Genomic DNA, 22,159 nt, shown 5'->3' on the forward strand with positions numbered 1-22,159 from the left:
CGGCATCTCATTCGGAAAAGGGTGTGGTAAATAGCGGAAGGAAAAAGAAAAGCCCAGCCTGGTGCGGCTGAGCTTTTAGCTTTCAGTCATATATGTGATAAAGCATTAATTCATGCAGCTCTTTTACGAGAGCCGGCTCTTCTTTTCCCGGATGTGTGTGTCCCCATTCAATGTCTCCGGACTTATGGTAAATCCCTTCGTAATGCGTACCCTGCCAGTAAAATGAAATCCGCCATCCGGGCAGTTTCTCTTTTTTGAATAACGGTTTCCAGCTGAAGTGCGAAATCATGACGTTCACGCTCCTTATGGGAAATGTTGATCTTGTTCATTGTAGCTCATCGTTCATTGCCTGTCCCGGGTAAACCAAAAAAAAGACAGCCTCACCGCCAAAGTTTTTCCGGGGCGGTGATGGACCGTTCTGATAAATAAGACGCGTATTCAAAATTTCTCCGTTTTGTCAGGTAATCGACCGATCTCAGCTTCGGATGGGAAAAAATGCTGCGCCCGGGGCGGGAATTGGCTTCAAACATCCAAACTTTCCCTGAATGATCGACGCCGAGGTCAAAACCGATTTCGCCGATAAAACCTTCAATGTGCTCATTTAACACGCGGCTGACCGCCAAGGCGGCTTTTGAAAGTTTCCGCATCATGCCGACTCTCTCGCGCGGATCGCCGTATAATTCAGCTAACGTCCTGACTTCTCCGCCGGTTGCCAGATGCGTCGTGATGCTGTTTTCACCGGAAATTTTTGCCGCAATGGCCGTCACTGTCCACTTCCCCTCGGCGTTTTTATTCGTGTGCACCCTGAAATCGACGGGGCGCCCATCCAGCCGAATCAGGTCAATGCCTTGCTGAATTAAAAATGCGGACGGGTCATTGTTTTCTTTAAATGATGTCATGAAGGATGCCGCATCTGAATACTCTGCCGTCACCACCGTTTTTTCCTCATTCGTGTGTTTGACAGATAAGCCGGCATCTGTTTTTTCCACCTTGTAAATCCCCGTTCCGAGTGCGCCGTCTGCAGGTTTGATATAGACGGTGTCAAACGTGCTGCATAACGTTTCTAACGCTTCTGCATTCGGGTGCAGGACAGATTTTGGCAGAAGTGAAGCGGTGAGACTGTTTTTTTCCAGAAGCTTATGAATGTCCCATTTATTAAAGAATTGCGGATTAAACCACGGAATCTGATAGACATTCATCAGCCTTTGTTTTGTCTGCTGTAAAAGCGGAACTTCTTCCGTTTTTCGGCTCGGGAGTCTGTCATATACGACATTCGGAAGCGGGACGGCCGTCCGTTTCCAGCTGTTTTCTTTATAAATCAGCGCTTGGACGGTGCCTTCTTCCCAGTTGATCTGATGGGCCCCGAAAACGAAACAATATCCGTTCGCCTGTTCATGAAGAGAGAGCATCTTGGAAAAGAAGTCTGTGCGGTCTCTTAACGGGCGGGTCGGCGATGATGTGAACCCGGCTGTGAAAACGCCGATCAGCGGTCCGATGTGCACCGTCTGGCCGTGTATGAGAAAATCAGCCCGGCTTTTATGCGGTATCAACAGCTCCTCAAACAAATCTTCAGAAAGGAGCGCGCTTTTTTCAAGTGATTGAGAAAAGGCTACACGGCATTTGACAACCTTGGTCCCGAAGGCAGCGGATAAAAGCCCTTCCCGTTTCATGGAGGAGGGGAGAAACAGCGTATTTTTGCTTTTTTTATCGATGCCGACAATCATCCCTTTATGATTCACGCGGTAATACTCCTTTCCGGCTTTCCTGTGACTGAAGTTCGCGGAAGCGTCTCAGCGGACTCGTATACAAATCCTCTTTCGCCTCCGGAGCCACGCTTAAAATAGCTTTCCGTCCCGGCTTTGAGTTGACATCCAAAAGCCAGATGCGTCCGTCTTTGGCATAACAAATATCGAGCCCCAGCTCAAACAGCGGCCCGAACCGTTCGTCAAGGAAATAAGGGACGGATTGGGTGATCGAAAAGACATCATCCAATAAAACGGCCTGCTGCTTTCTCGGAATTTCCTCAAACCATGTGTCAAACTTAATCGGTTCAGATCCTCCGGGGAAATGAGATAAAAGACCGTTCTGATAACCCCTTCTGACCGCTTTTCCGACCGTTTCCCAAACGCCTGACTCAGTTTTACGCATGAAAATACGGATGTCGCACGGATGCCGCTCTTTATCCTGGATATTTAAGTAGGATTGAAGCAAATAGCGGTGCTGCAGCACTTTTTTGCACCAGGACTTAAAAGACACGTGATTGGAAAATGATTTTGTTTGTTTGTTTTTTCCGATATAGTAAGTGGCCGTAATTGATTTTTTGCCTGTTTCAAGCAGGATGATGCCTCTGCCTCCCGCACCGAAAGCGGGCTTAAGTATACATGCTTTTTCCTTGGCTAAGTATGATTGCACCTGTTCATAGCGGCTGACTTCGGCGGTTTCAGGAATATAGGGACTGATCAGATGATGTTTTTGGAGCGCATCCGTGACCGTCCATTTATCAGGAAGCCCCCGGCCGATAAATTCCGTTTTCCGATATTTTTTCAGCCATTCGACGATCGGTTTGGCTTTTTGCGCTTCAGCGGATTTTCCGTAAAAACAGCGGTCGTAAATATATTCGGGAATATCGATTTCCGTTTCGTTCCACTTTCCGCTTTGCGGGTGATAGACGAGCGCTTTTACGCGCAAAGAATCCGGAAATATATCAAACGGTGTAAAGCGGGCTAAGCGCACATTATATTGAGGCGCTCTTTCAGCCAATTCCCCGGCGTAATCTTCTTCGTGCCGGCGGGATACAGACATAAAACCGAGTGTTGTCATATTATTACTCCCCCTTTATTCAAAAAGCCGCTGATGGAACGGCCCTTCCATCCAATAAATATGCTAAGGCGCATCATAAAAGATGATCTACTGTAAAGAGTACGAAACAGCATCTTGCCTTATTCCTCACAAACAACAATTCAGGTTCTTCATTTGCCCGCATGCACGCCAGCCTCTATAATACGAATAGATATATCATCAAGAAAATAGAACATTAGATGGAGGCAGAAGAAAAGGAATGGGCATAGCAGGAACGTTTCTATTTATGATTGTGATCGGAGCCGCGATCGGCGCGGTGACGAATCATCTTGCCATTCAGATGTTATTTCGTCCGTACCGGCCGTATTACCTGTTCGGAAAACGGGTTCCGTTTACGCCGGGGCTGATCCCGAAAAGGCGGGATGAATTGGCAAAACAAATGGGGCTCATGGTGACGAACCACCTTTTAACCCCGGAAGGAATAAAAAAACGGCTTTTATCAGATACCGTTAAAAACCAGGCGCTTCTTTTCGCCGAACAATTCACGCAAAAAATGGCCGCTTCCGAGATGACGGTGCACGAAGCTTTGGCCGCCGCGGGCATCCGGAATCCGCAGGAAAAAACGGATGCCTGGATTGACCGTTTTACCGATGAAAAGCTTTCGGAACTGTACCGGAAATATGAGCACCGCGCCATAAAAGACTGGCTTCCTGATGAGCTTCAGGAAAAGCTGGATGAAAAAGTCCCGATGGCCGCAGATTATATCCTGAAGCGGAGCATTGATTATTTTGAGAGCGAAGAAGGGAAAGACAGGCTCGGAAATATGATTGACGACTTTTTGAATTCCCGGGGGATGCTCGGCAGCATGGTGCAGATGTTCCTCGGCAATTCAAGCTTGGCAGACCGTGTGCTGCCTGAGCTGTTAAAGTTTTTGCGCAATGAGGAAACGAAAAAGCTTCTGGCTGATCTGCTTTCTCAAGAATGGGGCAAGCTCAAATCTTATACACTTTATGAGGCCGATGAAAAGTGGAATGCGAAAGATCTGCTGTTCAGCATGAAAAAGCGGGTTTTGGCCGCACTTCAAACCGCGCCCTTTTTCGAATGCCGGCTCGGTGACATCATCTCCCGTTATGAAGGGGAGATTACGGGAACGTACGCGCCGAAGCTGCTTGATGCGGCACTCGGCAGTATTGCCGCTCATTTGGAGGATGTACTGAAACGGCTGCGTCTTGAGGAAGTGGTCAAAGAGCAGGTTGATCAGTTTCCCGTTGAACGGCTGGAGGAAATGGTGCTGTCGATTTCCAAGAGAGAATTTAAGATGATAACGTATTTAGGCGGTTTGCTCGGCGGGATAATCGGAGCAATTCAGGCTTTGTTTGTCATTCTTTTCTAAGGAAAACATACGCCGATGATGAAAGTCGCTCCGCAGTCTGTTATAGTGGAGTGGTATGTCCGAAAGGAAGAAAGGAGCGGTTACTATGGCAGTTCATTTTTATGATGCAGCATATGATCTTGAAAAAGCTTTGCGAAACAGTGATGAATACAGCCGTCTGAGAGGGCTTTATGATCAAGTAAACGCAGATGAATCGGCAAAACGCATGTTTGATAACTTCCGCAATGTACAGCTGCAGCTTCAGCAGAAACAGATGTCAGGTGAAGAAATCACTCAGGAAGAGGTAGAGCAGGCACAAAAAACGGTTGCTCTCGTACAGCAGCATGAATTGATTTCTCAGCTGATGGAAGCGGAACAGCGCATGAGCATGCTGATCGGCGAGTTAAACAAAATCATTATGAAACCTCTTGAAGAGCTTTACGGCAGCCCGGAATAAGCTCCAAACCCCTCCATCTATGAAATGGAGGGGTTTTTTTATTCAACAGAAAAATCAAGCGAACCTTTTACCGTTCCGTTAATGATGATAGACAGAGTGTGAATTCCCCGATAATGCTTGCGGGTGGTTAAATCTTTAAGGGAATGATGTTTGCTGAAGGTTTTTACGTCCCCGTTATCCATGGCGGACTCCGACATCTTAAACACCTTGCGGCTGCGGTGCCCCCTTTTCTTTACAAAATCAATCGCGTATTCAACCCTGACTTTTTGCCGGGCGGATGAGCGGATCTGAAAAGAAAAATGTATGCTTGTTCCGATGGCGGCCGTTTCCGAATTCAGTGTAAAACGTTCCAATGAAATCCGGGAGGCGTCTTCAAACCCGAAAACCGCAAGCGCCTGTTTGTCTCCTCTTTTTAACAGTGTCCTGCAGGCGTGCTTCAAAATCCAGTTCGTGTGCGGACAGCTTCCGAACCGCTCGGCTGCGATCTGTAGCAGAAGATCCGGATGTGTTTTGGAGATGTCATTCAGGTTATTCGCCACGCTTTTTCTGACATATAACGAGTCATCCTGCATCAAGCGGTCCAGAACAGGGAGAATCGGGGAAGGATCGTCAAGAAGAGCCGGAATGGAGATTCCCCATGGCAGGCGCGGTCTTGAGCCTTCGCTGGCAAGCCTTCTGACATGTTCGTCCGGATGCTCCGTCCAGGAAAGGAACTCTTTGAACATCCGCTCCCGGTCAAGCCTGATATACGGGCGGACCGCAAATTCGGAAGTGGAAAAACGAGTGAAATACTGAAGCGCCTTCATAGATTCGTCCCAGTGATCCGTTCCGTACTGTTGGACATAATCGGGAAAAATAATCCCGGCGAGCCCTGAGAAGCGGGGAGCTGTCCCATATAAGACGTCAAGCGCCCGTATGTAATCCTTCGGCAGTGTTTCATATAAAAAGTCTGTGATCCGGCGCATCCGCTGTTTTAACGTCAGTCCGGGCCAATCTTCCTGAAACATCAGCGCCCGGCACTTGTCCCGCTCAAAAGCCGGATACGCCGATTTGATTCTGTTCAGAAGTGCTTCTGCAAATTCTTCGTTATAAATATCTTTTAATAGAGACATGACAGTCACCGCTTTTTTTCTTTTATTATATGAGAATGTATGTTCCCTTTCAACTTTATCATACATTCAGCATAGATATTTCCTCTGATTTTTTTAGTTAAAAAAACCCTTGTTTTTTAACAATATAATTGAGATAATAACTCTGAAAGCGCCTACACTTACAGATGATCTAAGGATACGGTCGCCTATACTGCCTGGTATGTTAAGGGGTAGCAACAGAGAGTAAGTGAAACGAGCGCATCAACGGTCAAATAAGGGGTTCCTGATATATTTCGTAAATAGAAATACACATTGGGGAGAAGGCAGCAAATCGATCGTATCCCAACAAAACGACAGTTCAAAGTCTGCTTGAGGCAGGCTTTTTTGCTGCGGAGAAAAGGTTGTTCTAAACAAAGAGACAGGGTCATATCCTAATGACAAGTACAGTCATCAAGGAGGGGGACTTCTCTGTGTCAAAACAAATGCTGGCGTTAAATATAGACGGAGCGCTTCTTCGCTCCAACGGCAAACTTCATCAGACGACAAAGGATGCCATCGAATACGTCAAGAAAAAAGGAATTTACGTCACACTGGTCACAAACCGCCATTTTCGCTCCGCTCAAAAAGTGGCGAAAATATTAAAGCTGAATGCAAAATTGATTACCCACAGCGGCGCATACATTTCTGAAAAAATAGATGAGCCGTTTTTTGAAAAGAAAATATCAGAAGATCACACGTTTAATATCGTTCAGGTGCTGGAAAGCTATCCATGCAATATCCGGCTTCTTCACGAAAAATATTCGATCGGAAACAAGAAGAAAGTGAACTCCAATCTGGTCGGGAAAACAATGATTCATCCGTCTGACCCGATTTTTTATCCGGTGCAGTTTGTCGAATCATTAAGTGACCTGCTCCTTGATGAGCCGGTTTCAGCGCCCGTCATTGAAGTGCATGCCGAAGATGGCCTGCAGGCTGATATAACGGATACGATAATGAAAGCATTCCCGGCCGTCGATGTGATCCGCGTCAACGGAGAAAAACTGAACATCGTGCCTAAAGGGGTTTCAAAAGAAAGCGGACTTTCGATGGTCGCCGCTGAACTCGGGCTTTCAATGGAAGAGGTTGTGGCTATCGGCCATCAGGAAGATGATCTGCCGATGATCGAGCTGGCCGGTCTTGGCGTCGCGATGGGGAATGCTTCAAATGAATTAAAAAGAAAAGCGGACTGGGTGACAAGGTCAAATGATGAACAGGGAGTCGCCTATATGATTAAGGAATATTTCCGCATGCAGCACCGCAAAGGCTTTCTCGATAAGTTCCATATGAAACGGCCGTAATCAAGAGCCGCAGACGCGAAAGGCCGGTCTGCGGCTTTTTCGCGGATTGATTTTAGCCTGTTCTTTCTGTACACTAAAGAAAGTTTTGAATCTGAAAAATAAGGTGATCACATTGCAAATAAAAATAGACGGCATAACGGATGACAGGCTGCATCGTCCGCTGCAAAACATCGCGAATTTATTTTTTGAAGAGTGTGTTCTTGCGTACGGCGAAACGGAGGAACCCTCTGATCTCGTCATCTCACTTGCCATTTCTCAAGATGCAGACAGCGTGTCGGTATCCGGAGAAATCAAAGGAACCGGCGAAAAGGAACATCACACGAAACCGCTTCTTGCCGGATGGAGCGAAAAAGAAGTATTTAAACAGGTGAAAAACACGCTGTCATATGTCTACTTAAATCTTCTTCAATCGCATACGGGCATGACACAAAAATGGGGAATCTTAACCGGCATCAGGCCTACTAAACTTCTTCATAAAAAGCTGCAGAGCGGCCTGACAAAAGAAGAGGCGCATGCCGATCTGAAAAAAGATTATCTGATCCATGATGAAAAAATCAATCTGATGCAGGAGATTGTCGACCGCCAGCTCGCTGCGGTTCCCGATCTGTACCGGGTCAAAGATGAAGTCAGCATATATATCGGCATCCCGTTCTGCCCGACGAAGTGCGCCTACTGCACGTTTCCGGCTTATGCCATTCAAGGACAGGCGGGAAGAGTCGGCTCCTTTTTATGGGGGCTTCACTATGAAATGCAGAAAATCGGAGAATGGCTGAAGCGGCATGATATCAAAGTGACGACCATTTATTTCGGCGGCGGCACGCCGACAAGCATTACCGCTGAAGAAATGGATCTTTTATATGAAGAAATGGTCCGCTCTTTCCCGGATGTCGCAAATATCAGGGAGATTACCGTTGAAGCGGGCCGTCCAGACACGATTACGGAGGACAAGCTTGCCGTTTTAAATAAGTATAAGATTGACAGAATCAGCATCAACCCGCAATCTTATGAAAACGAAACGCTTAAGGCCATCGGCAGACACCATACAGTTGAAGAAACCATCGAAAAATACCATCTTTCCCGCAAGCACGGCATGAATAATATCAACATGGACCTGATCATCGGTCTGCCGGGAGAAGGGACGGCTGAGTTCAGGCACAGTCTTGAAGAAACGGAAAAGCTGATGCCTGAATCTTTGACCGTTCATACGCTTTCTTTTAAACGGGCGTCAGAAATGACGAGAAACAAGCATAAGTATAAAGTTGCCGACAGACAGGAAGTGTCCCGCATGATGGATGACGCCGTCCGCTGGACAAAAGAGCACGGCTATACGCCTTACTACTTGTACCGGCAGAAAAATATTCTCGGAAACCTTGAAAATGTCGGCTACTCCTTCCCGGGTCAGGAAAGCATCTACAACATTATGATTATGGAAGAAGCGCAGACGATTATCGGTATCGGCTGCGGCGCGGCAAGCAAATTCATTCATCCGGAAACCGGAAAAATCACGCACTTCGCCAATCCGAAAGACCCGAAATCATATAATGACCGATTCGAGCATTATACAGAAGAGAAAATCAAATACTTAGATGAGATGTTCGTCAAATCTGCATTATAATATCAAAAACGGCACGGAATCAGCGTGCCGTTTTTTTTATGTTTAACCGTCTGTAAAAAAGGGAAAAGTTCATCAGACTGTTATTCGCAAGAGGTGCATAATATGTATGATGTCATAGGAGCGGGAATCGGGCCGTTTAATTTAGGGCTTGCCGCATTGTTAGAGGATATACCCGGAACAGACGCTCTTTTTTTCGATAAAAAGAAAGAATTTGCGTGGCATCCCGGTCTATTAATTAAAGGAACGGATTTACAGGTGGCGTTTCTGGCAGACCTGGTCACGCTCGCCGATCCGAAAAGCCGCTACACGTTTTTAAACTTTCTCCATGAACATGACCGGCTGTACCGGTTTTATACGTTTAATGAATTTGATATTCCGAGACGGGAATTTAACGACTATTTAAGCTGGGCGGCTTCAGAAATCAAATCATGCCGTTTCGGCTCAGAGGTAATCGGCGTGAAAAATGCCGGCGGACATTATGAAGTCAGCGTCAAGAACATTGAGGACGGAAGCATCAGTGTCTATCAGACGAAGCATTTCGTCATGGGGACGGGGTCTGAACCGCTTATTCCCGCAGAGATTGATGACGGAGCGCGTCAGGACACGATGGTCAGCACGGAATATTTGTTCCGGAAAGACGAGCTCGCCGGCGCCGAATCAATTACAGTGGTCGGCTCCGGACAGAGCGCCGCGGAGATCTTTTCTGACTTATTGCATGATGAACAATACCGCCGCAGCCGGCTGCAATGGGTGACACGCTCCGCCGGATTTCGAGAATTGGAAACCGCCAAGCTCGGGCAGGAAATGTTTACACCTGATTATGTGGAATATTTTAACCGCCTGCCTTTTAAAGAACGGCTGAACACACTCCCTGAGCTGGACGGACTGCGCCACGGCATTGATTCTGACACACTTGCCGCCATTTACGATGCCCTGTATCACAGATCGATCAGCGGAGGTTCGCCTGACGTGTATATTCAGCCGATGGCGGAGCTTGAAAAAATTGAAAAGCAAAACGGGCGCTGCGTACTGAGCTTTCATCAATGGCAGATGGATGAAACCTTTACAGCCGATTCAGAAAAAGTGATATTGGCGACCGGCTTTAAACCTCATATTCCGGAATGGTTTACGGCAATTGCCCCCGATATCGAATGGGAGGATGAGAAACGGTTTAAAGTGACGGCCGATTCCCGTCTTGTCTTTAAGGACGACAGGCGGCATCACTTTTTCACATTAACGAATCTTGATCATGCTCACGGAACGGGCGCTACGAATTTGAAGCTGTCTGTTTACAGAAACCAAAAAATCATCAATACCATTCTGGGAAAAGAGCATTTCTCCATTAATAAAAAAACGGCTTTTCAGCAATTTCTTCCCGCTCAAAAAAACTGACCTCTTATGAAGAGGTCAGCTTTTTTTTATGATTTCTGCGGCTTCTTTTCAGGCGTCTTCCATTTGAATACGCTGTTCAGCAGGAGATATATCCGCTTCGATTCTTTCGTGAGCAAAGGGCCGAAGATGGCCAGTATCAAAACATATAAGGCGGCGAAAGGTTTAAGTGAAGCGGACAGGCCGCCGGCGATGCCGAGATTTGCGACGATAATGGAGAATTCGCCGCGGGACACAATGGTCAGCCCGATATTGGACGATGCTTTATGAGAAAGCCCCGCCCGGCGCCCGGCGATCATGCCGGCGATAAAGTTTCCGGCAATCGTCAGCAGAACGGCGCCGAGGGCGAGCCATACCGCATCTCCGAGTGAAAACGGATCAATGCTGAGGCCGAAGCTGAAGAAAAACATGGCGCCAAAAAAGTCACGGAACGGCACGACAAGATGCTCAATCCTGTCAGAATGGGCCGTCTCCGAAAATACGAGTCCGAGCAAGAGCGCGCCGATCGCTTCAGCGACATGAATCGTTTCGGAAAAGCCGGCAATGAAAAAGAGCGCGGCGAAAATGACGATGACAAATACCTCGTTTGAACGGATATCAAGCAGCTTGTTCAGCAGAGGCGGCAATTTCCGAGCGGCAATGAAAAACAGCAGCATATATCCGAAAGCGATCACGATTGACATCAGCGCGCCCCCGACAGACGTCGCGTCTCCCAGAACAAGCCCGGAAACGACGGACAAGTAAACCGCCAGAAAGATATCCTCAAACATAATGATGCCGAGAATCAGCTCCGTTTCCGGATTGGCCGTGCGCTTTAAGTCGACAAGCACCTTTGCGACAATGGCGCTTGATGATATCGTGATGACACCCGCCAATACAAGCACTTCCAAAAAGGAAAAGCCCGTGATAAAGCCGTAGATCAGCCCTAAACTGAAATTAATCAGAATATAAATCGTTCCGCCGGCGGCGATTGAACGTCCGGATTTGACTAATTTTCCGACCGAGAATTCAAGGCCGAGGTAAAAGAGGAGGAACAGGACGCCCATCCGTCCGAAAAACTCAATCACTTCCCGGCTTTCGATAAACGTCAGGTCAATGATGCCCGCTTGGGGCGCGTGCGGCCCGACAAGCATTCCTAAAATGATCAGGAAGGGGATGATCGAGAATTTAATTTTATTGGCGATGACACTCGCAATGGCCACAAGAACTAACGCCGTACCGACTTCAAATACGAGATGATCCATAAACAGATCACACTCCGTCTCTGGAGAGGAAGTCTTGGATCAGTTTTTTCAGATGCTTTCTTTCACCTGAGAGGACGAGTGTATCGTTTGCTTCAAGGAGCGAATCAGCGCCCGGGTTTAAAAACTTTTTCTGGTCATGCTTAATGATGGCGATAACCGTCACGTCATAGTTTTGGCGCACATCCAGTTCGCCGAGCGTCCGCCCTGCCGCTTTTGCCCCTTTTTCAACTTTAAACCATTCGATAATCAGATCGCTGAACGCCATTTCAATCGATTCAAGCGCCTGCGGTTTGTACACCATCCCGCCGATAATCGCGGCAATCTGTCTTGCTTCCGCATCATCAAGTGAAATGCTTGCCAGAAGCTCATCAGGGTCGCGGTCATCAAATCTGTAAATTTCCCGCCTGCCGTCATCATGAATGATGATCGTCATTTTTTCATGATTTCTCGTTTCGATTTCGAATTTTTTCCCGATGCCGGGCAGATCGTTTTCTTTAATATTCATAAAAAATCCCTCCGGAATATACTGTTTTTACACCGTAAATACAGATTGGCAATGAGAAATGGTCTGATGCCGGAGGTAATTTGACTGGTATTGTATCGGAATGGCGCATGTCCTTTCCATTGTGGAATCAATGAATTGATCAAGAGGTTTGACAGATAACAGGGAGATCATCCGGGATAACGCACCGTATCCTTTTGACAGGCCTTGCGGAGCGGTTTTGGTTTGAACCGGTGTCTTTGCCGATTCCGTTTCCTGCGGGTAAACCGAAATTTGTACATGGCTGTCTGTTTCTGTCACCAATTGGGAAGGAAGAGCGACATCCGAAGGGGGGAACAGCACCATAAAAAAGCTCAGTAACAAGCTGAGTATCACATATTTCATTATCGGTGTTCTTCCCCCCTTTTGTTTTGTATATCAATTTCACTATATAAAAATGTATGTTCAGTTTCAAATGATATGCATTTTTCGGTATCTGTTGACCTTGAAAAATAAAGGAGTTTGGCTTCGGGGGAAGGAATATATCATTTGAACAAAATATGTAAGCGGATTCAAGGAGGGAGTAAACATGCAGTATATTCGTTATGAAGAAAAGGGAAAGATCGCAGAGATTGTGCTGAACCGGCCTGACAGTTACAACGCGCTGAATGAACAAATGCTCCGGGAATTGGAAAATGCATGCGTTATGGCAGCCGACAGCGAAGCGCTTATCGTCCTCTTGCGGGGGGAAGGCAGGGGATTTTCCGCGGGCGGTGATATCCAGATGATGACGTCGGATCATGATTCAGGAGAATATGAACGGCTCATGAAAATGATTGAATCCATTACGCTGACGCTCTATGATATGAAAAAAATTGTGATAGCCGCCATCCACGGAGCCGCGGCGGGGCTCGGGCTGAGTTTCGCGCTGTGCGCCGATGTGGTGCTCGCCGAAGAAAACGCCCGACTCGCGATGAATTTCATCGGCATCGGATTGGTTCCCGACGGAGGAGGCCATTATTTATTAATGAGACGGGTCGGTGAGATCGAAGCGAAAAAACTGATTTGGAGCGGTGAAAAATTGCCGGCTGAAAAAGCGGTGCGGCTCAAGCTTGCCGACGGGCTGTTCAGCGGCGGCCCTGCGGAGGGGGCACAACCGTATATCGACCGATTGCTGCATGCGCCGCTGTCAGCGATGATTGAAACGAAGGCTATTTATCAGAGCCTTCATATCAGCCGGTTAAAAGACGTTTTGTCTCTTGAACGAAAGGCCCAGGAAAATATGAGAAAAACGGATGATCATAAAGAGGGCATCCGCGCCTTTTTAGAAAAACGGACGCCGCAATTTAACCGGTAAAATACAGAAGCCGGAAAGCTTCTGTTATCTGTGGAATAAAATCAGCTTTCCGGCTTCATTTACCAAGCGGTGAGTACTGTTCTCAAGCTTTTTTTCCTTTAACAAAGCCTCTCCGGCGGCCTTCGCCTCCGCCTCATTATCTGCTTCGATCCGTTCATCCAGCATCGTTTCTCCCGACGCATGGAATGCGGTCAATACATATTGTCCCATCATGTCACCCCCTTTATAGAATGATATTCTGATAAAGAATTTAAAATCCTCCATTAATTTTTACCCATTATTAGTATATAATGGGTCAAGGAAGGAGTTGGATTCGTGCTTACAATTGAAAACGTAACGAAAACATTCGGCAGCTTTACCGCTGTTGACAATTTGAACCTGCAAATACCTGAAAGGGAAATGTTCGGGCTGCTCGGCGCAAACGGCGCGGGAAAAACGACGACCTTTCGGATGATTTTAGGTCTTTTAAGCCTGACTGACGGGCATATCACCTGGAAAGGGAAGCCGGTCAATTATTCCATCAGTGAAAAAATCGGCTATCTCCCGGAAGAGCGGGGGCTGTATCCGAAAGTGAAGGTGAGTGACCAGCTTGTCTATCTGGCGAGATTAAAAGGAATGAGCAAAAAAGAGGCGGAAAAAGAGCTCATGACATGGCTCGAGCGCTTCGGCATTACAGATTACAAGAATAAGAAAGTCGAAGAGCTGTCAAAAGGAAACCAGCAGAAAATCCAGTTCATTTCGGCCGTCCTGCATAAGCCTGAACTGCTGATTCTCGATGAACCTTTCAGCGGTCTTGATCCGGTGAATGTCGAGCTGCTGAAAGAAGCGGTTATTTCTTTGAAAAACAGCGGCGTTTCCATCGTTTTTTCAAGCCACCGAATGGAGCATGTGGAAGAACTTTGCGAGAATTTGTGCATTCTCCAGAAGGGAAAACCCGTCGTTCAAGGCAATCTTAAAGACATTAAGCGGTCTTTCGGCAAAAAAAATGTCACCGTTCATTCAGATGATGACCTCAGCTTTTTAAAAACGCATGAAGGTGTCGTGAAATGGAAGGAAACAAATGACGGAATCAGACTGCAGGTCGCGAATGAACCGGTTTCGCAGGATATTTTCCGGGCGCTGCAAGGGAAAGGTTTTATACGGAAGTTCGAATTGGAAGAGCCGTCACTGCATGATATTTTTATAGAAAAGGTGGGGGCCGTATATGAATAAATTTTGGATTATGCTGTTTCATACATATAAAAACAAAATCGCAACAAAGTCATTCATTATTTCGACCGCCATTACCGTTTTATTAGTATTAGCGGTGACCAACCTGCAATCGATTATTTCCGTGTTTCAATCGGATGACGGCAAGCAGCAAATCGCGGTGATTGATGAAACGGGCGGGCTGTACCCGGCGTTTGCAAAACAGCTTAAAGCGGCGGATACAGACAATGATCTGCAGGCAATGGAGACGAAGGAGTCCGAAAAAGATGCCGTAAAGCGTGTCAAAGACGGTGAATGGGACGGACTGTTTATCATCAGACAAGATCAAAAAGGAACGATAACAGGAGCATACAAGGCGCTGACCATTTCCGATGAATCAGCGTATAAACTGCTCAAGCAGGCTTTAACCCAGACAAAAACCGCTGTCGAAACCGCCAAGCTCGGCATTTCGGCAGAAAAAGTCAGCAGCCTCTACACTCCGCCGGAAGTCAGCAAAGACGCGCTGGAAAAAGGGGCGAAATCTGAGGAAGAGCTCGGTCAGGTAATGGGGCTTGTATACATCATGCTGTTTGTCATCTACTTCTCAGTTATCATGTACGCAAGCATGATTGCGATGGAAGTGGCGACGGAAAAATCGTCACGGGTCATGGAAATTTTAATTTCAAGCATGCCGCCGATTCAGCAGATGTTTGCCAAACTGTTCGGTATCGCGCTCGTGGGGATCACACAGTTTGGGGTGCTGATTGCAGCGGGTTATCTCTCACTGAAGCTGAACCCTCATAATGAGGCGTCGTCGCCGATCAGTGCATTTCTCAATTTTACGGATGTTCCAGTCTCGACGATAGTCTATGCCGTCATTTTCTATTTGCTCGGCTATTTTCTTTACGCCACGCTTGCCGCGTTTCTCGGCAGTGTTGTCAGCCGGATAGAGGACGTACAGCAGACGATTCAGCCGATGGTTTTTTTAGTCGTGGCAGGTTTTATGATCGCCATGTTCGGCATCGGCAATCCTGACGCCGGTTTTATTACCGTTACATCTTACATTCCGTTTTTCACGCCGATGATTATGTTTTTACGCGTCGGGATGCTCGATATCCCGTTTTGGCAGGCTGCGGCCGGAATCGCCCTGACACTGGTCACTATCGTGATCTTTGCGGCGGTCGGCGCGAAAATTTACAAAGGCGGCGTATTGATTTACGGAAACGCCAGCGGATTCAAAGCGATTAAACAAGCGCTGCGCATCTCCAAAAAATAAGAGAAACAGCCCGGAACAGCCGGGCTGTTTTTTTATTTTGCAGAACGTGCATTCGTATAAAAACGGTGCTAAAATAAGGGTAATTCAATTTGCAGAAAGGGGAGGGCGAGATGACTGATCTGACGTTTATTCATGCAGCTGACCTGCATCTGGACAGCCCGTTTTACGGCATTTCGAATCTGCCTGAACCGGTATATGCGCGTATTAAAGAAAGCACATTTCACAGCGTCCGCCGACTGACGGACGGGGCACTCCGGGAGCAGGCAGATTTCGTGCTGCTTTCGGGGGATCTGTTTGACGAAGCCAACAGAAGTTTAAAAGCCCAGCTGTTTTTGAGAAAACAGTTTACGAGATTACAGGAAGCGGATATCCAAGTGTTCGTCATATTCGGCAACCATGATCATTTGGGCGGTAAGTGGACGCCGATTGAATGGCCGGAAAATGTACATATCTTCACCTCAGATACACCGGAGGAAAAATCTTTCTTTAAAAACGGAGAGCTTGCGGCAAGCATATACGGATGCAGCTATCAAGAAAGAAGCGTAATGGTCAATCAGGCAGCCCGTTACCGGAAAATGACCGGCGCGCCTTATCATATCGGCATGCTCCACGGCATGTTATCAGGAGCGGAAGGGCATGACCCGTACTGCCCGTTTACGAAAGAAGACCTTGAAAAAAGCGGCATGGATTACTGGGCGCTCGGACACATTCATAAACGGCAGGTTCTGTCCGCCCAGCATCCCGCCGCCATTTACCCCGGGAATATTCAAGCACGGCATTTAAAAGAAACCGGGCCTAAGGGATATTATCTCGTCCGGGCGGCAAACGGTGAGATGTCTTGGGAATTCAAAGAAGCGCATGATGTGTTATGGGAGGAAATTGATCTTGATATCTCCGGAGCTGAACATATGACTTCACTTCTGAAAGCCGCATCGGATACATTCTCCGGCTTGCGCGCGGCGGGCCGCCCGGCATGTGTCAGGCTGGTGCTTCGCGGCGCGGCGCCCCGCTTTTGGACGGAGGCGCCCGCAGGCATCGCGGAGGAGCTTCTTTCCGCTTTACAGGAGGAAGAGGCCGAAGAGGAACGTTTCGTCTGGCCGCTTGCGCTTGAGGATCGGACGGATGAAACAGACACCGTGCCGCCCGATCCGTTTTTTAAAGGGCTGCTTCAGGACATAGAACAATGCGCGGACATGAGCGGTGTATTTGAAGCCCTTGAGCGTCATCCCGTATACCGGCGTCAGATGGCTTCATTTACAGATGAAGAGATACTGGATATTAAGCGGCAGGCTCAAGCCGTTTTAAGACGCCAGATGAAGGAGCTTCAGCGATGAAAATAACGGCGATGCATATTTACCAATACGGAAAATTTTCCGACCGAAGTTTTCAGCTGTCAGATTCTCCCGTGCAAGTGATCTACGGGTTAAATGAAGCGGGTAAAACGACATTGATGTCCTTCATCAAAAGTGTGCTGTTCGGTTTTCCGAAATCAAAAAAATACGAACCGAAAAACGGCGGGGTTTACGGCGGCACTGTGGAATTGAAGCATGGCGATCACGGCGCTGTCAAAATCGAACGGACAAAAGGCGCTGCCGAAAAAGTCAGAGTGTATACGGCTTCAGGCGAAATCAAGGACGGAGAATGGCTCAAACAGCTTCTCTCCGATACAGACCGGGCGCTGTACGAAGCGATCTATTCGTTCGATGTATTCGGACTGCAGGAGATTCAAGCTTTTAACCGGGACAAAATCGGCGAGTTTCTCCTGTATTCGAGCTTATTCGGGTCGGAAGCGGCGGCAAAGCTTGACGGGCGGCTGGCAAAAGAACTTGACAGGATGTATAAGCCGAACGGGCGGAACCCCCGCTTAAATCAGGAGTTGGATACATTAAAGCGGCTCAGCGCCCAGCTGAAACAGGCGGAAGCTGCGGAAGCGGGCTATCACAGCCTTCTGGAAGAGAAAAAAAGCGCCGGCGGCCGTTTGCAGGATGCCGAAGCACGATTGAAAGACATAACTGAAGAAATCAAAACAGTAAAATCAGCGATAGAAGCAAAGCCGCTCGCAGACAAAAAAACAGCCTTGGAAAGCGAACTTTCTTCTTATCCGGAAGCATTGAAGCAATTCCCGAAGGACGGAATGCATCAGCTTGAAAAATACGAATCGCATCTCCATCCGAAAGCAGCCCGTCTTGAGGGGCTTCGGGCAAAAGCGGATGAACTCCGGCGGCAGGCTGAGCTGCTCGCTCCAAATGAGGACTTGCTGCAAAAAGAGCGGCAGCTGCAGGAGCTTTCCGGCGAGCAGCATATGTACGAATCGCGCGGCGAACAGCTTGCCGCCATCCAATCACAGATCCGGCAGACATCTGCCCGCGTTTCGTCAGGATTGCAGCAGCTCGGAAGACATGAGGAAGACGGCATTCTTTCACTGAACACCGATTATGAATATGAATGGCGGCTGCAGGAAGCCGTGCAGAGCGCCGGACAGGCAAGAGAAAGAAAGGCACAGCTTGATGCGATGTTCGAACAAGCGCGGCTGGAGCTGGAAGAAGCCGAACGAAAACATGCCGTGACGGCGGAAAACATTTTGGACCCCGCTGTCAGGAAAGAAAAAGAAGCCGCTTTACAATTATATAAGCAAACGGCTGATACAGAAGGAAACGAATGGCAGGCACATGTTCAGCATCTGGAAAAACAGCGCGCCAAACAAAAAAAGCTCTTTCTCGGTGCGGGCATTCTGTTCATTGCGATTTTCGCTATGTTAAAGGAATGGCTGCCCGCCGCCCTTTTTACCGGCGCTCTGCTGCTGTATATGCTGTCCGGCATGCAAAAGCCGTTGCCGTCAGAAAGAGGAGGGCCCGGACACAAGAAAAAGAAGCCGGCGATCTCCAAAGAAGCGGCTGATCTTCTGCAGGAAGAGCTTTGGCGTGACGGCCGGCACCGGCAGCAGCTGATTGCGGATCAAGCCGTGCTTGAACAGAAAGAAGCGGCATATGAAAGAGTCATCCGCCAATATGAAGAATGGGAGGCGGAAATGGCGCCGTTTGAAAAACAGGCGGAACTTTTTATGAAGGAACTGGGGTTTTCAGGAAGTCCTTCCCATCTTCTTGACGCATATCATGTGATGAAAGATGTCAAAAAAGAAATCCTTAACAAGCATGAGCTGACCATTGAAGCGGGCAGGCTGCAAAAGCTGCAAAGAGCTTTTGAGGACCGGGTCAAAAAGCTGAGTCCTTCAGACGGAAGGGAGCTGTCCGTAAAAGAAAGACTGCACGTTTTGCTGGCGCAGGCGGAACGGGCCCGTGAGGAAGCAAAACGAAAGCAGGCGCTCGAAACGGATCTGCTGCATGCACAAGAGCAAATGCGTGAATTAAATGAAGAAGTTCATTACTACGAACAGCAGGTCAAACAGCTTTTCATGGCGGCAGGCGCAAAAAAACGCGAACACTTTTGTGAACTCGCCAGGCTGAATGAAAGCCGCCGGGAAAAAGAGCGGCAGCTGCGCGAAATCAAAACGCACTTGTCCGGCATAGGCGGAAAACAGCTGGAGCCGTACATGAGCCGCACAGTGTCCGAACTTGAACATACAGTCGTTCAGAAGGAAACAGAGAAAAAAACGCTTGAGGAAAAAAGCGCCCAGCTCCGTGAGCAAACCGCTTTATTAACGGTGAAGCAAGAGCAGCTGGAGTCCTCGGGGCTTGTATCCGATTTAAAACAGCAGACAGAAATGCAGAAGGAGCGCGTGAAAAAAACCGCTAAAGAGTGGGCCGCATTACAGACGGTCAGACACATTATCAGGGAAAAAATGGAGCGGCATAAAAAAGTGACGCTTCCCCGTCTGTTAGAAACCGCCGGTGCATTATACGGACCGCTTACGGACGGACGCTATCACAAATTGTATTTTTCCGAAGCTGATGATTCCATTATGGTCATGCGGAAAGACGGAACGGTGTTTTCTGCAGGCGAACTGTCACAGGCGGCATGCGAGCAGCTTTATGCGGCGATTCGTTTTGCCCTTGCGTCAGAGAGGGAGTCTGCGGTATCACTGCCGTTTTTACTTGATGACAGTTTTGTCCATTTTGACAGGCAGCGGCTGCAGCGGCTGTTTGATGTGCTGAATCAGCTTTCAGAAGGCGGGCGGCAGATACTTTATTTCACCTGCCATGAGCATGTCAGCCGGTCTTTTCACAGCGGACAAGTCATGCGGCTCCTGTCATAAAAGAGTTTATTTTCAAAAAAGAGGTATGTGCTATACTGGTATTATGTAAGATATGGAGGGAGCTTTTAATAGAATGGCAAAAGGTATTATGCTGCACGAGGTCGGCGAGCAGGTCGATCAATACTTTCTGATTAAATCTTCGACTAAAGGAATCGCAAGCAACGGAAAACCATTCCTGACGTTAATGCTGCAGGACCAATCGGGAGATATCGAAGCGAAGCTGTGGGATGCCAAGCCGACTGATGAAGTAACGTACGCGGCGCAGACGATCGTGAAGGTGATCGGAGATGTCCATCACTATCGCGGACGAAACCAGCTTAAGCTGAGAAACATCCGGCCGGCCGGCGAGAACGAAAATGTCAGCATTGATGATTTTCTGGAAACGGCGCCAATTCCGAAAAATGAAATGATGGAAACCGTCACTCAATACATTTTTGAAATGAAAAATCCAAACATCCAGCGGATCACAAGACATCTGGTCAAAAAATATGCGGCTGAGTTTATGGATTACCCGGCTGCGGCTAAAAACCACCATGAGTTCGTCTCCGGGCTCGCGTATCATGTAGTGTCCATGCTGAACCTGGCAAAAGCGATTGCCGATCTGTATCCGTCTCTTGACCGGGATTTACTGTATGCCGGAGTCATTCTGCATGATCTCGGCAAAGTAAAAGAGCTTTCAGGCCCCGTCTCCACAACGTACACCGTGGAAGGGAATCTGCTCGGGCACATTTCGATCATGGTGACAGAGCTTTCAAAAGCAGCCGAAGAGCTTCAGATTGACGCTGAAGAAGTGCTGATTCTGAAACATTTGATTTTAAGCCATCACGGAAAAGCGGAATGGGGAAGCCCGAAACCGCCGATGGTGAAAGAAGCGGAAATTCTGCACTACATTGATAATCTGGATGCAAAAATGATCATGATGGACAGAGCGCTGGAACGGGTGAAGCCGGGCGAATACACAGAGCGTGTATTTGCGCTTGAAAACCGTTCTTTCTACAAACCGACTTTCCATCAATAAGATAAAAAAGGCCGATTCTCTATGATCGGTCTTTTTTACGTTCAGCTCTCATAACTTGTCTTTATCAAGCATAGCTTAGAATAAAGACTCTGGGTGAAAAAAGGAGGAAACCGACGTGCTATTTTTTCCTTGGTGGGTATACCTTTGCATTATCGGAATTATTTTCAGCGCATATAAGCTTTTCACAACAGCTAAAGAAGAGGAAAAGCTTGACCAGTCGTTTATTGAAAAAGAAGGAAGGGTGTATATTGAACGGATGGAACAGGAACGCGAGCGCCGTATGGCTGCGCCCGCAAGTGAAAACGGGGGTGCGGAAGAAAACTCCAATCATTCCATCGCATAAAAAAACTGTGCGGCTCGCCGAGAGCCCGCACAGTTTTTTTATTTAGATTCAGAAGATGTTGAAGTGTTAAACGTGTCTTTTAAGTCTTTGTCTTCAACTTTTACGTCAGCTTTTTTCATGACTTTTTGAATTGCCGCCTGTACAGCTGAGTTGTCGTTTAATTTCTGTTTAAGAACTTCTTCTTTCAGTTCTTTTTTCATGTCATCATATTTGCCGCGTTCTTCCGTCTTTTTGATGATATGATAACCGAATTTTGTTTTGACCGGATCGCTGACTTGTCCGACTTTCAGGCCGAATGCAGCTTTGCTGAATGTTTCATCCATTGACTTTTTATCGAACCAGCCAAGGTCGCCGCCGCTGTCTTTTGATGTGTCAGTTGAGTATTCTTTCGCAAGCGTTTCAAACTTCTCGCCTTTTTTCAGCTTTTTCTCCACTTCGTCAGCTGTCTTTTTGTCAGCGACAAGGATGTGGCTCGCACGGATTTTACCTTTTAAGCCGTCGTAATATTCTTTCGTATCAGCGTCAGTCACTTTGATGTTGTCTTTCGCCGCTTTTTGTGCAAGCAGTTCGTACTTCACCTGATCTTTCAGGTAATCTTCGCCGTACTGCTGTTTAAGGGCGCTGTACTGATCGCCGAGCTGCGTTTTGTACTCTTTCAGCTTGTTATCGATTTCTTTATCCGTTACTTTGTATTTTTTTGCTAATACTTTTTCTTGTACGAGCTGTGTCAGCACACTTGCACCCGCGGTTTTTTTCATGTTCGTGTAGAGCTCGCCTTTTGTTACATTTCCGGCATCTGTCTTGGCGATTACGTCGTTGTCGCCGCTGCTGCAAGCGCTGAGAGCCAGGACGCTCGTTGCCGTAATAGCTGCTATCGCGATTTTCTTCATTCCTTTAAACACTCCTAATCATCCAAATTAAATTGCATATGCGTATCATAACATATTGTGGCTTTCTGTAAAAAGATTTTAAATAAAGG

The 22,159-nt window shown here is 47.5% G+C and carries 21 protein-coding genes; 12 read left to right on the plus strand and 9 right to left on the minus strand.

Going from position 1 to position 22,159, the window contains the following annotated elements; translation table 11 throughout:
- Positions 1–82: 82 nt before the first annotated feature.
- The 3 genes from U2H13_RS05120 to U2H13_RS05130 form a co-directional block, all read right to left on the minus strand.
- Positions 83–298: a YheE family protein gene (locus tag U2H13_RS05120; RefSeq protein WP_012117190.1), complete on the minus strand. Its 216-nt coding sequence runs from the start codon at positions 296–298 to the stop codon at positions 83–85.
- Positions 299–380: 82 nt separating this feature from the next.
- Complete coding sequence (locus U2H13_RS05125; protein WP_103527023.1) at positions 381–1,739, minus strand: YheC/YheD family protein; 1,359 nt, start codon at positions 1,737–1,739, stop codon at positions 381–383.
- Positions 1,729–2,820, minus strand: a complete 1,092-nt coding sequence (locus tag U2H13_RS05130; RefSeq protein WP_014417317.1) for a YheC/YheD family protein — start codon at positions 2,818–2,820, stop codon at positions 1,729–1,731. Before U2H13_RS05130 ends, U2H13_RS05125 begins: the two co-directional genes overlap by 11 nt.
- A gap of 238 nt (positions 2,821–3,058) precedes the next feature.
- On the opposite strand from U2H13_RS05130, the gene U2H13_RS05135 reads away from it, so the two are divergent.
- Together U2H13_RS05135 and U2H13_RS05140 are read left to right on the plus strand one after the other, a co-directional pair.
- Complete coding sequence (locus U2H13_RS05135; RefSeq protein ID WP_376700709.1) at positions 3,059–4,192, plus strand: DUF445 domain-containing protein; 1,134 nt, start codon at positions 3,059–3,061, stop codon at positions 4,190–4,192.
- A gap of 85 nt (positions 4,193–4,277) precedes the next feature.
- Positions 4,278–4,628 (plus strand): YlbF family regulator, encoded by a 351-nt coding sequence (locus U2H13_RS05140; RefSeq protein ID WP_014720937.1) that lies wholly within the window; start codon positions 4,278–4,280, stop codon positions 4,626–4,628.
- 38 nt (positions 4,629–4,666) lie between these two features.
- Here the strand turns inward: U2H13_RS05140 and U2H13_RS05145 are convergent, their stop codons facing one another.
- A complete protein-coding gene (locus U2H13_RS05145) occupies positions 4,667–5,806 on the minus strand; it encodes a DNA alkylation repair protein (protein ID WP_021494920.1) in 1,140 nt (379 codons plus the stop codon).
- 383 nt (positions 5,807–6,189) lie between these two features.
- Between U2H13_RS05145 and U2H13_RS05150 the strand changes: the two genes are divergently transcribed.
- From U2H13_RS05150 to U2H13_RS05160, 3 genes are all read left to right on the plus strand, one after another.
- Entirely contained in the window at positions 6,190–7,056 is an 867-nt protein-coding gene (locus U2H13_RS05150) for a Cof-type HAD-IIB family hydrolase (protein WP_012117197.1), read from the plus strand.
- A 112-nt stretch (positions 7,057–7,168) separates the two neighbouring features.
- A complete protein-coding gene (locus tag U2H13_RS05155) occupies positions 7,169–8,671 on the plus strand; it encodes a coproporphyrinogen III oxidase (RefSeq protein WP_376700710.1) in 1,503 nt (500 codons plus the stop codon).
- A 102-nt stretch (positions 8,672–8,773) separates the two neighbouring features.
- Positions 8,774–10,063 carry a lysine N(6)-hydroxylase/L-ornithine N(5)-oxygenase family protein gene (locus U2H13_RS05160; protein ID WP_003155267.1) on the plus strand — a complete coding sequence of 430 codons (1,290 nt, stop codon included), beginning with the start codon at positions 8,774–8,776 and terminating at the stop codon, positions 10,061–10,063.
- A 26-nt stretch (positions 10,064–10,089) separates the two neighbouring features.
- Here U2H13_RS05160 and U2H13_RS05165 read toward each other — a convergent pair whose 3' ends face one another.
- The 3 genes from U2H13_RS05165 to U2H13_RS05175 are packed head-to-tail and all read right to left on the minus strand — an operon-like array spanning position 10,090 to position 12,190.
- On the minus strand, positions 10,090–11,304 hold the full coding sequence (locus tag U2H13_RS05165) for a cation:proton antiporter (RefSeq protein WP_003155266.1): 1,215 nt from the start codon (positions 11,302–11,304) through the stop codon (positions 10,090–10,092).
- Between the two features lie 7 nt (positions 11,305–11,311).
- Positions 11,312–11,809, minus strand: coding sequence for a cation:proton antiporter regulatory subunit (locus U2H13_RS05170; RefSeq protein WP_003155265.1), 498 nt, complete (start codon positions 11,807–11,809; stop codon positions 11,312–11,314).
- A gap of 27 nt (positions 11,810–11,836) precedes the next feature.
- Positions 11,837–12,190, minus strand: a complete 354-nt coding sequence (locus U2H13_RS05175) for a hypothetical protein (protein WP_007610381.1) — start codon at positions 12,188–12,190, stop codon at positions 11,837–11,839.
- 184 nt (positions 12,191–12,374) lie between these two features.
- On the opposite strand from U2H13_RS05175, the gene U2H13_RS05180 reads away from it, so the two are divergent.
- Positions 12,375–13,142: an enoyl-CoA hydratase gene (locus U2H13_RS05180; protein ID WP_007409232.1), complete on the plus strand. Its 768-nt coding sequence runs from the start codon at positions 12,375–12,377 to the stop codon at positions 13,140–13,142.
- A gap of 24 nt (positions 13,143–13,166) precedes the next feature.
- On the opposite strand, the gene U2H13_RS05185 is transcribed toward U2H13_RS05180, so the two are convergent.
- Positions 13,167–13,352: a YhzD family protein gene (locus tag U2H13_RS05185; RefSeq protein WP_071392043.1), complete on the minus strand. Its 186-nt coding sequence runs from the start codon at positions 13,350–13,352 to the stop codon at positions 13,167–13,169.
- A gap of 105 nt (positions 13,353–13,457) precedes the next feature.
- On the opposite strand from U2H13_RS05185, the gene U2H13_RS05190 reads away from it, so the two are divergent.
- The 6 genes from U2H13_RS05190 (at position 13,458) to U2H13_RS05215 (ending at position 21,180) form a co-directional block, all read left to right on the plus strand.
- A complete protein-coding gene (locus tag U2H13_RS05190; RefSeq protein WP_003155257.1) occupies positions 13,458–14,354 on the plus strand; it encodes an ABC transporter ATP-binding protein in 897 nt (298 codons plus the stop codon).
- On the plus strand, positions 14,347–15,606 hold the full coding sequence (locus tag U2H13_RS05195) for an ABC transporter permease (RefSeq protein ID WP_053573530.1): 1,260 nt from the start codon (positions 14,347–14,349) through the stop codon (positions 15,604–15,606). Before U2H13_RS05190 ends, U2H13_RS05195 begins: the two co-directional genes overlap by 8 nt.
- A gap of 110 nt (positions 15,607–15,716) precedes the next feature.
- On the plus strand, positions 15,717–16,940 hold the full coding sequence (locus U2H13_RS05200; protein ID WP_029973199.1) for a DNA repair exonuclease: 1,224 nt from the start codon (positions 15,717–15,719) through the stop codon (positions 16,938–16,940).
- Entirely contained in the window at positions 16,937–19,819 is a 2,883-nt protein-coding gene (locus tag U2H13_RS05205; protein ID WP_215522782.1) for an AAA family ATPase, read from the plus strand. Before U2H13_RS05200 ends, U2H13_RS05205 begins: the two co-directional genes overlap by 4 nt.
- A gap of 73 nt (positions 19,820–19,892) precedes the next feature.
- Entirely contained in the window at positions 19,893–20,837 is a 945-nt protein-coding gene (gene yhaM / locus U2H13_RS05210; RefSeq protein ID WP_003155251.1) for a 3'-5' exoribonuclease YhaM, read from the plus strand.
- Positions 20,838–20,952: 115 nt separating this feature from the next.
- Entirely contained in the window at positions 20,953–21,180 is a 228-nt protein-coding gene (locus U2H13_RS05215) for a sporulation YhaL family protein (RefSeq protein ID WP_137987995.1), read from the plus strand.
- A 38-nt stretch (positions 21,181–21,218) separates the two neighbouring features.
- Here U2H13_RS05215 and U2H13_RS05220 read toward each other — a convergent pair whose 3' ends face one another.
- A complete protein-coding gene (locus tag U2H13_RS05220; protein ID WP_021494927.1) occupies positions 21,219–22,070 on the minus strand; it encodes a peptidylprolyl isomerase in 852 nt (283 codons plus the stop codon).
- Positions 22,071–22,159 lie beyond the last annotated feature (89 nt).

Source organism: Bacillus sp. A1, assembly GCF_042296235.1.
Taxonomy (GTDB): domain Bacteria; phylum Bacillota; class Bacilli; order Bacillales; family Bacillaceae; genus Bacillus; species Bacillus velezensis.

What these genes read in the sequence shown, in the direction of transcription:
- U2H13_RS05130 (WP_014417317.1), bottom strand. Translation starts at nt 2,820, where the DNA reads ATGACAACACTCGGTTTTATGTCTGTATCCCGCCGGCACGAAGAAGAT.
- U2H13_RS05135 (WP_376700709.1), top strand. Translation starts at nt 3,059, where the DNA reads ATGGGCATAGCAGGAACGTTTCTATTTATGATTGTGATCGGAGCCGCG.
- U2H13_RS05140 (WP_014720937.1), top strand. Translation starts at nt 4,278, where the DNA reads ATGGCAGTTCATTTTTATGATGCAGCATATGATCTTGAAAAAGCTTTG.
- U2H13_RS05145 (WP_021494920.1), bottom strand. Translation starts at nt 5,806, where the DNA reads ATGTATGATAAAGTTGAAAGGGAACATACATTCTCATATAATAAAAGA.
- U2H13_RS05160 (WP_003155267.1), top strand. Translation starts at nt 8,774, where the DNA reads ATGTATGATGTCATAGGAGCGGGAATCGGGCCGTTTAATTTAGGGCTT.
- U2H13_RS05165 (WP_003155266.1), bottom strand. Translation starts at nt 11,304, where the DNA reads ATGGATCATCTCGTATTTGAAGTCGGTACGGCGTTAGTTCTTGTGGCC.
- U2H13_RS05170 (WP_003155265.1), bottom strand. Translation starts at nt 11,809, where the DNA reads ATGAATATTAAAGAAAACGATCTGCCCGGCATCGGGAAAAAATTCGAA.
- U2H13_RS05175 (WP_007610381.1), bottom strand. Translation starts at nt 12,190, where the DNA reads ATGAAATATGTGATACTCAGCTTGTTACTGAGCTTTTTTATGGTGCTG.
- U2H13_RS05180 (WP_007409232.1), top strand. Translation starts at nt 12,375, where the DNA reads ATGCAGTATATTCGTTATGAAGAAAAGGGAAAGATCGCAGAGATTGTG.
- U2H13_RS05185 (WP_071392043.1), bottom strand. Translation starts at nt 13,352, where the DNA reads ATGGGACAATATGTATTGACCGCATTCCATGCGTCGGGAGAAACGATG.
- U2H13_RS05195 (WP_053573530.1), top strand. Translation starts at nt 14,347, where the DNA reads ATGAATAAATTTTGGATTATGCTGTTTCATACATATAAAAACAAAATC.
- U2H13_RS05200 (WP_029973199.1), top strand. Translation starts at nt 15,717, where the DNA reads ATGACTGATCTGACGTTTATTCATGCAGCTGACCTGCATCTGGACAGC.
- U2H13_RS05205 (WP_215522782.1), top strand. Translation starts at nt 16,937, where the DNA reads ATGAAAATAACGGCGATGCATATTTACCAATACGGAAAATTTTCCGAC.
- yhaM (WP_003155251.1), top strand. Translation starts at nt 19,893, where the DNA reads ATGGCAAAAGGTATTATGCTGCACGAGGTCGGCGAGCAGGTCGATCAA.
- U2H13_RS05220 (WP_021494927.1), bottom strand. Translation starts at nt 22,070, where the DNA reads ATGAAGAAAATCGCGATAGCAGCTATTACGGCAACGAGCGTCCTGGCT.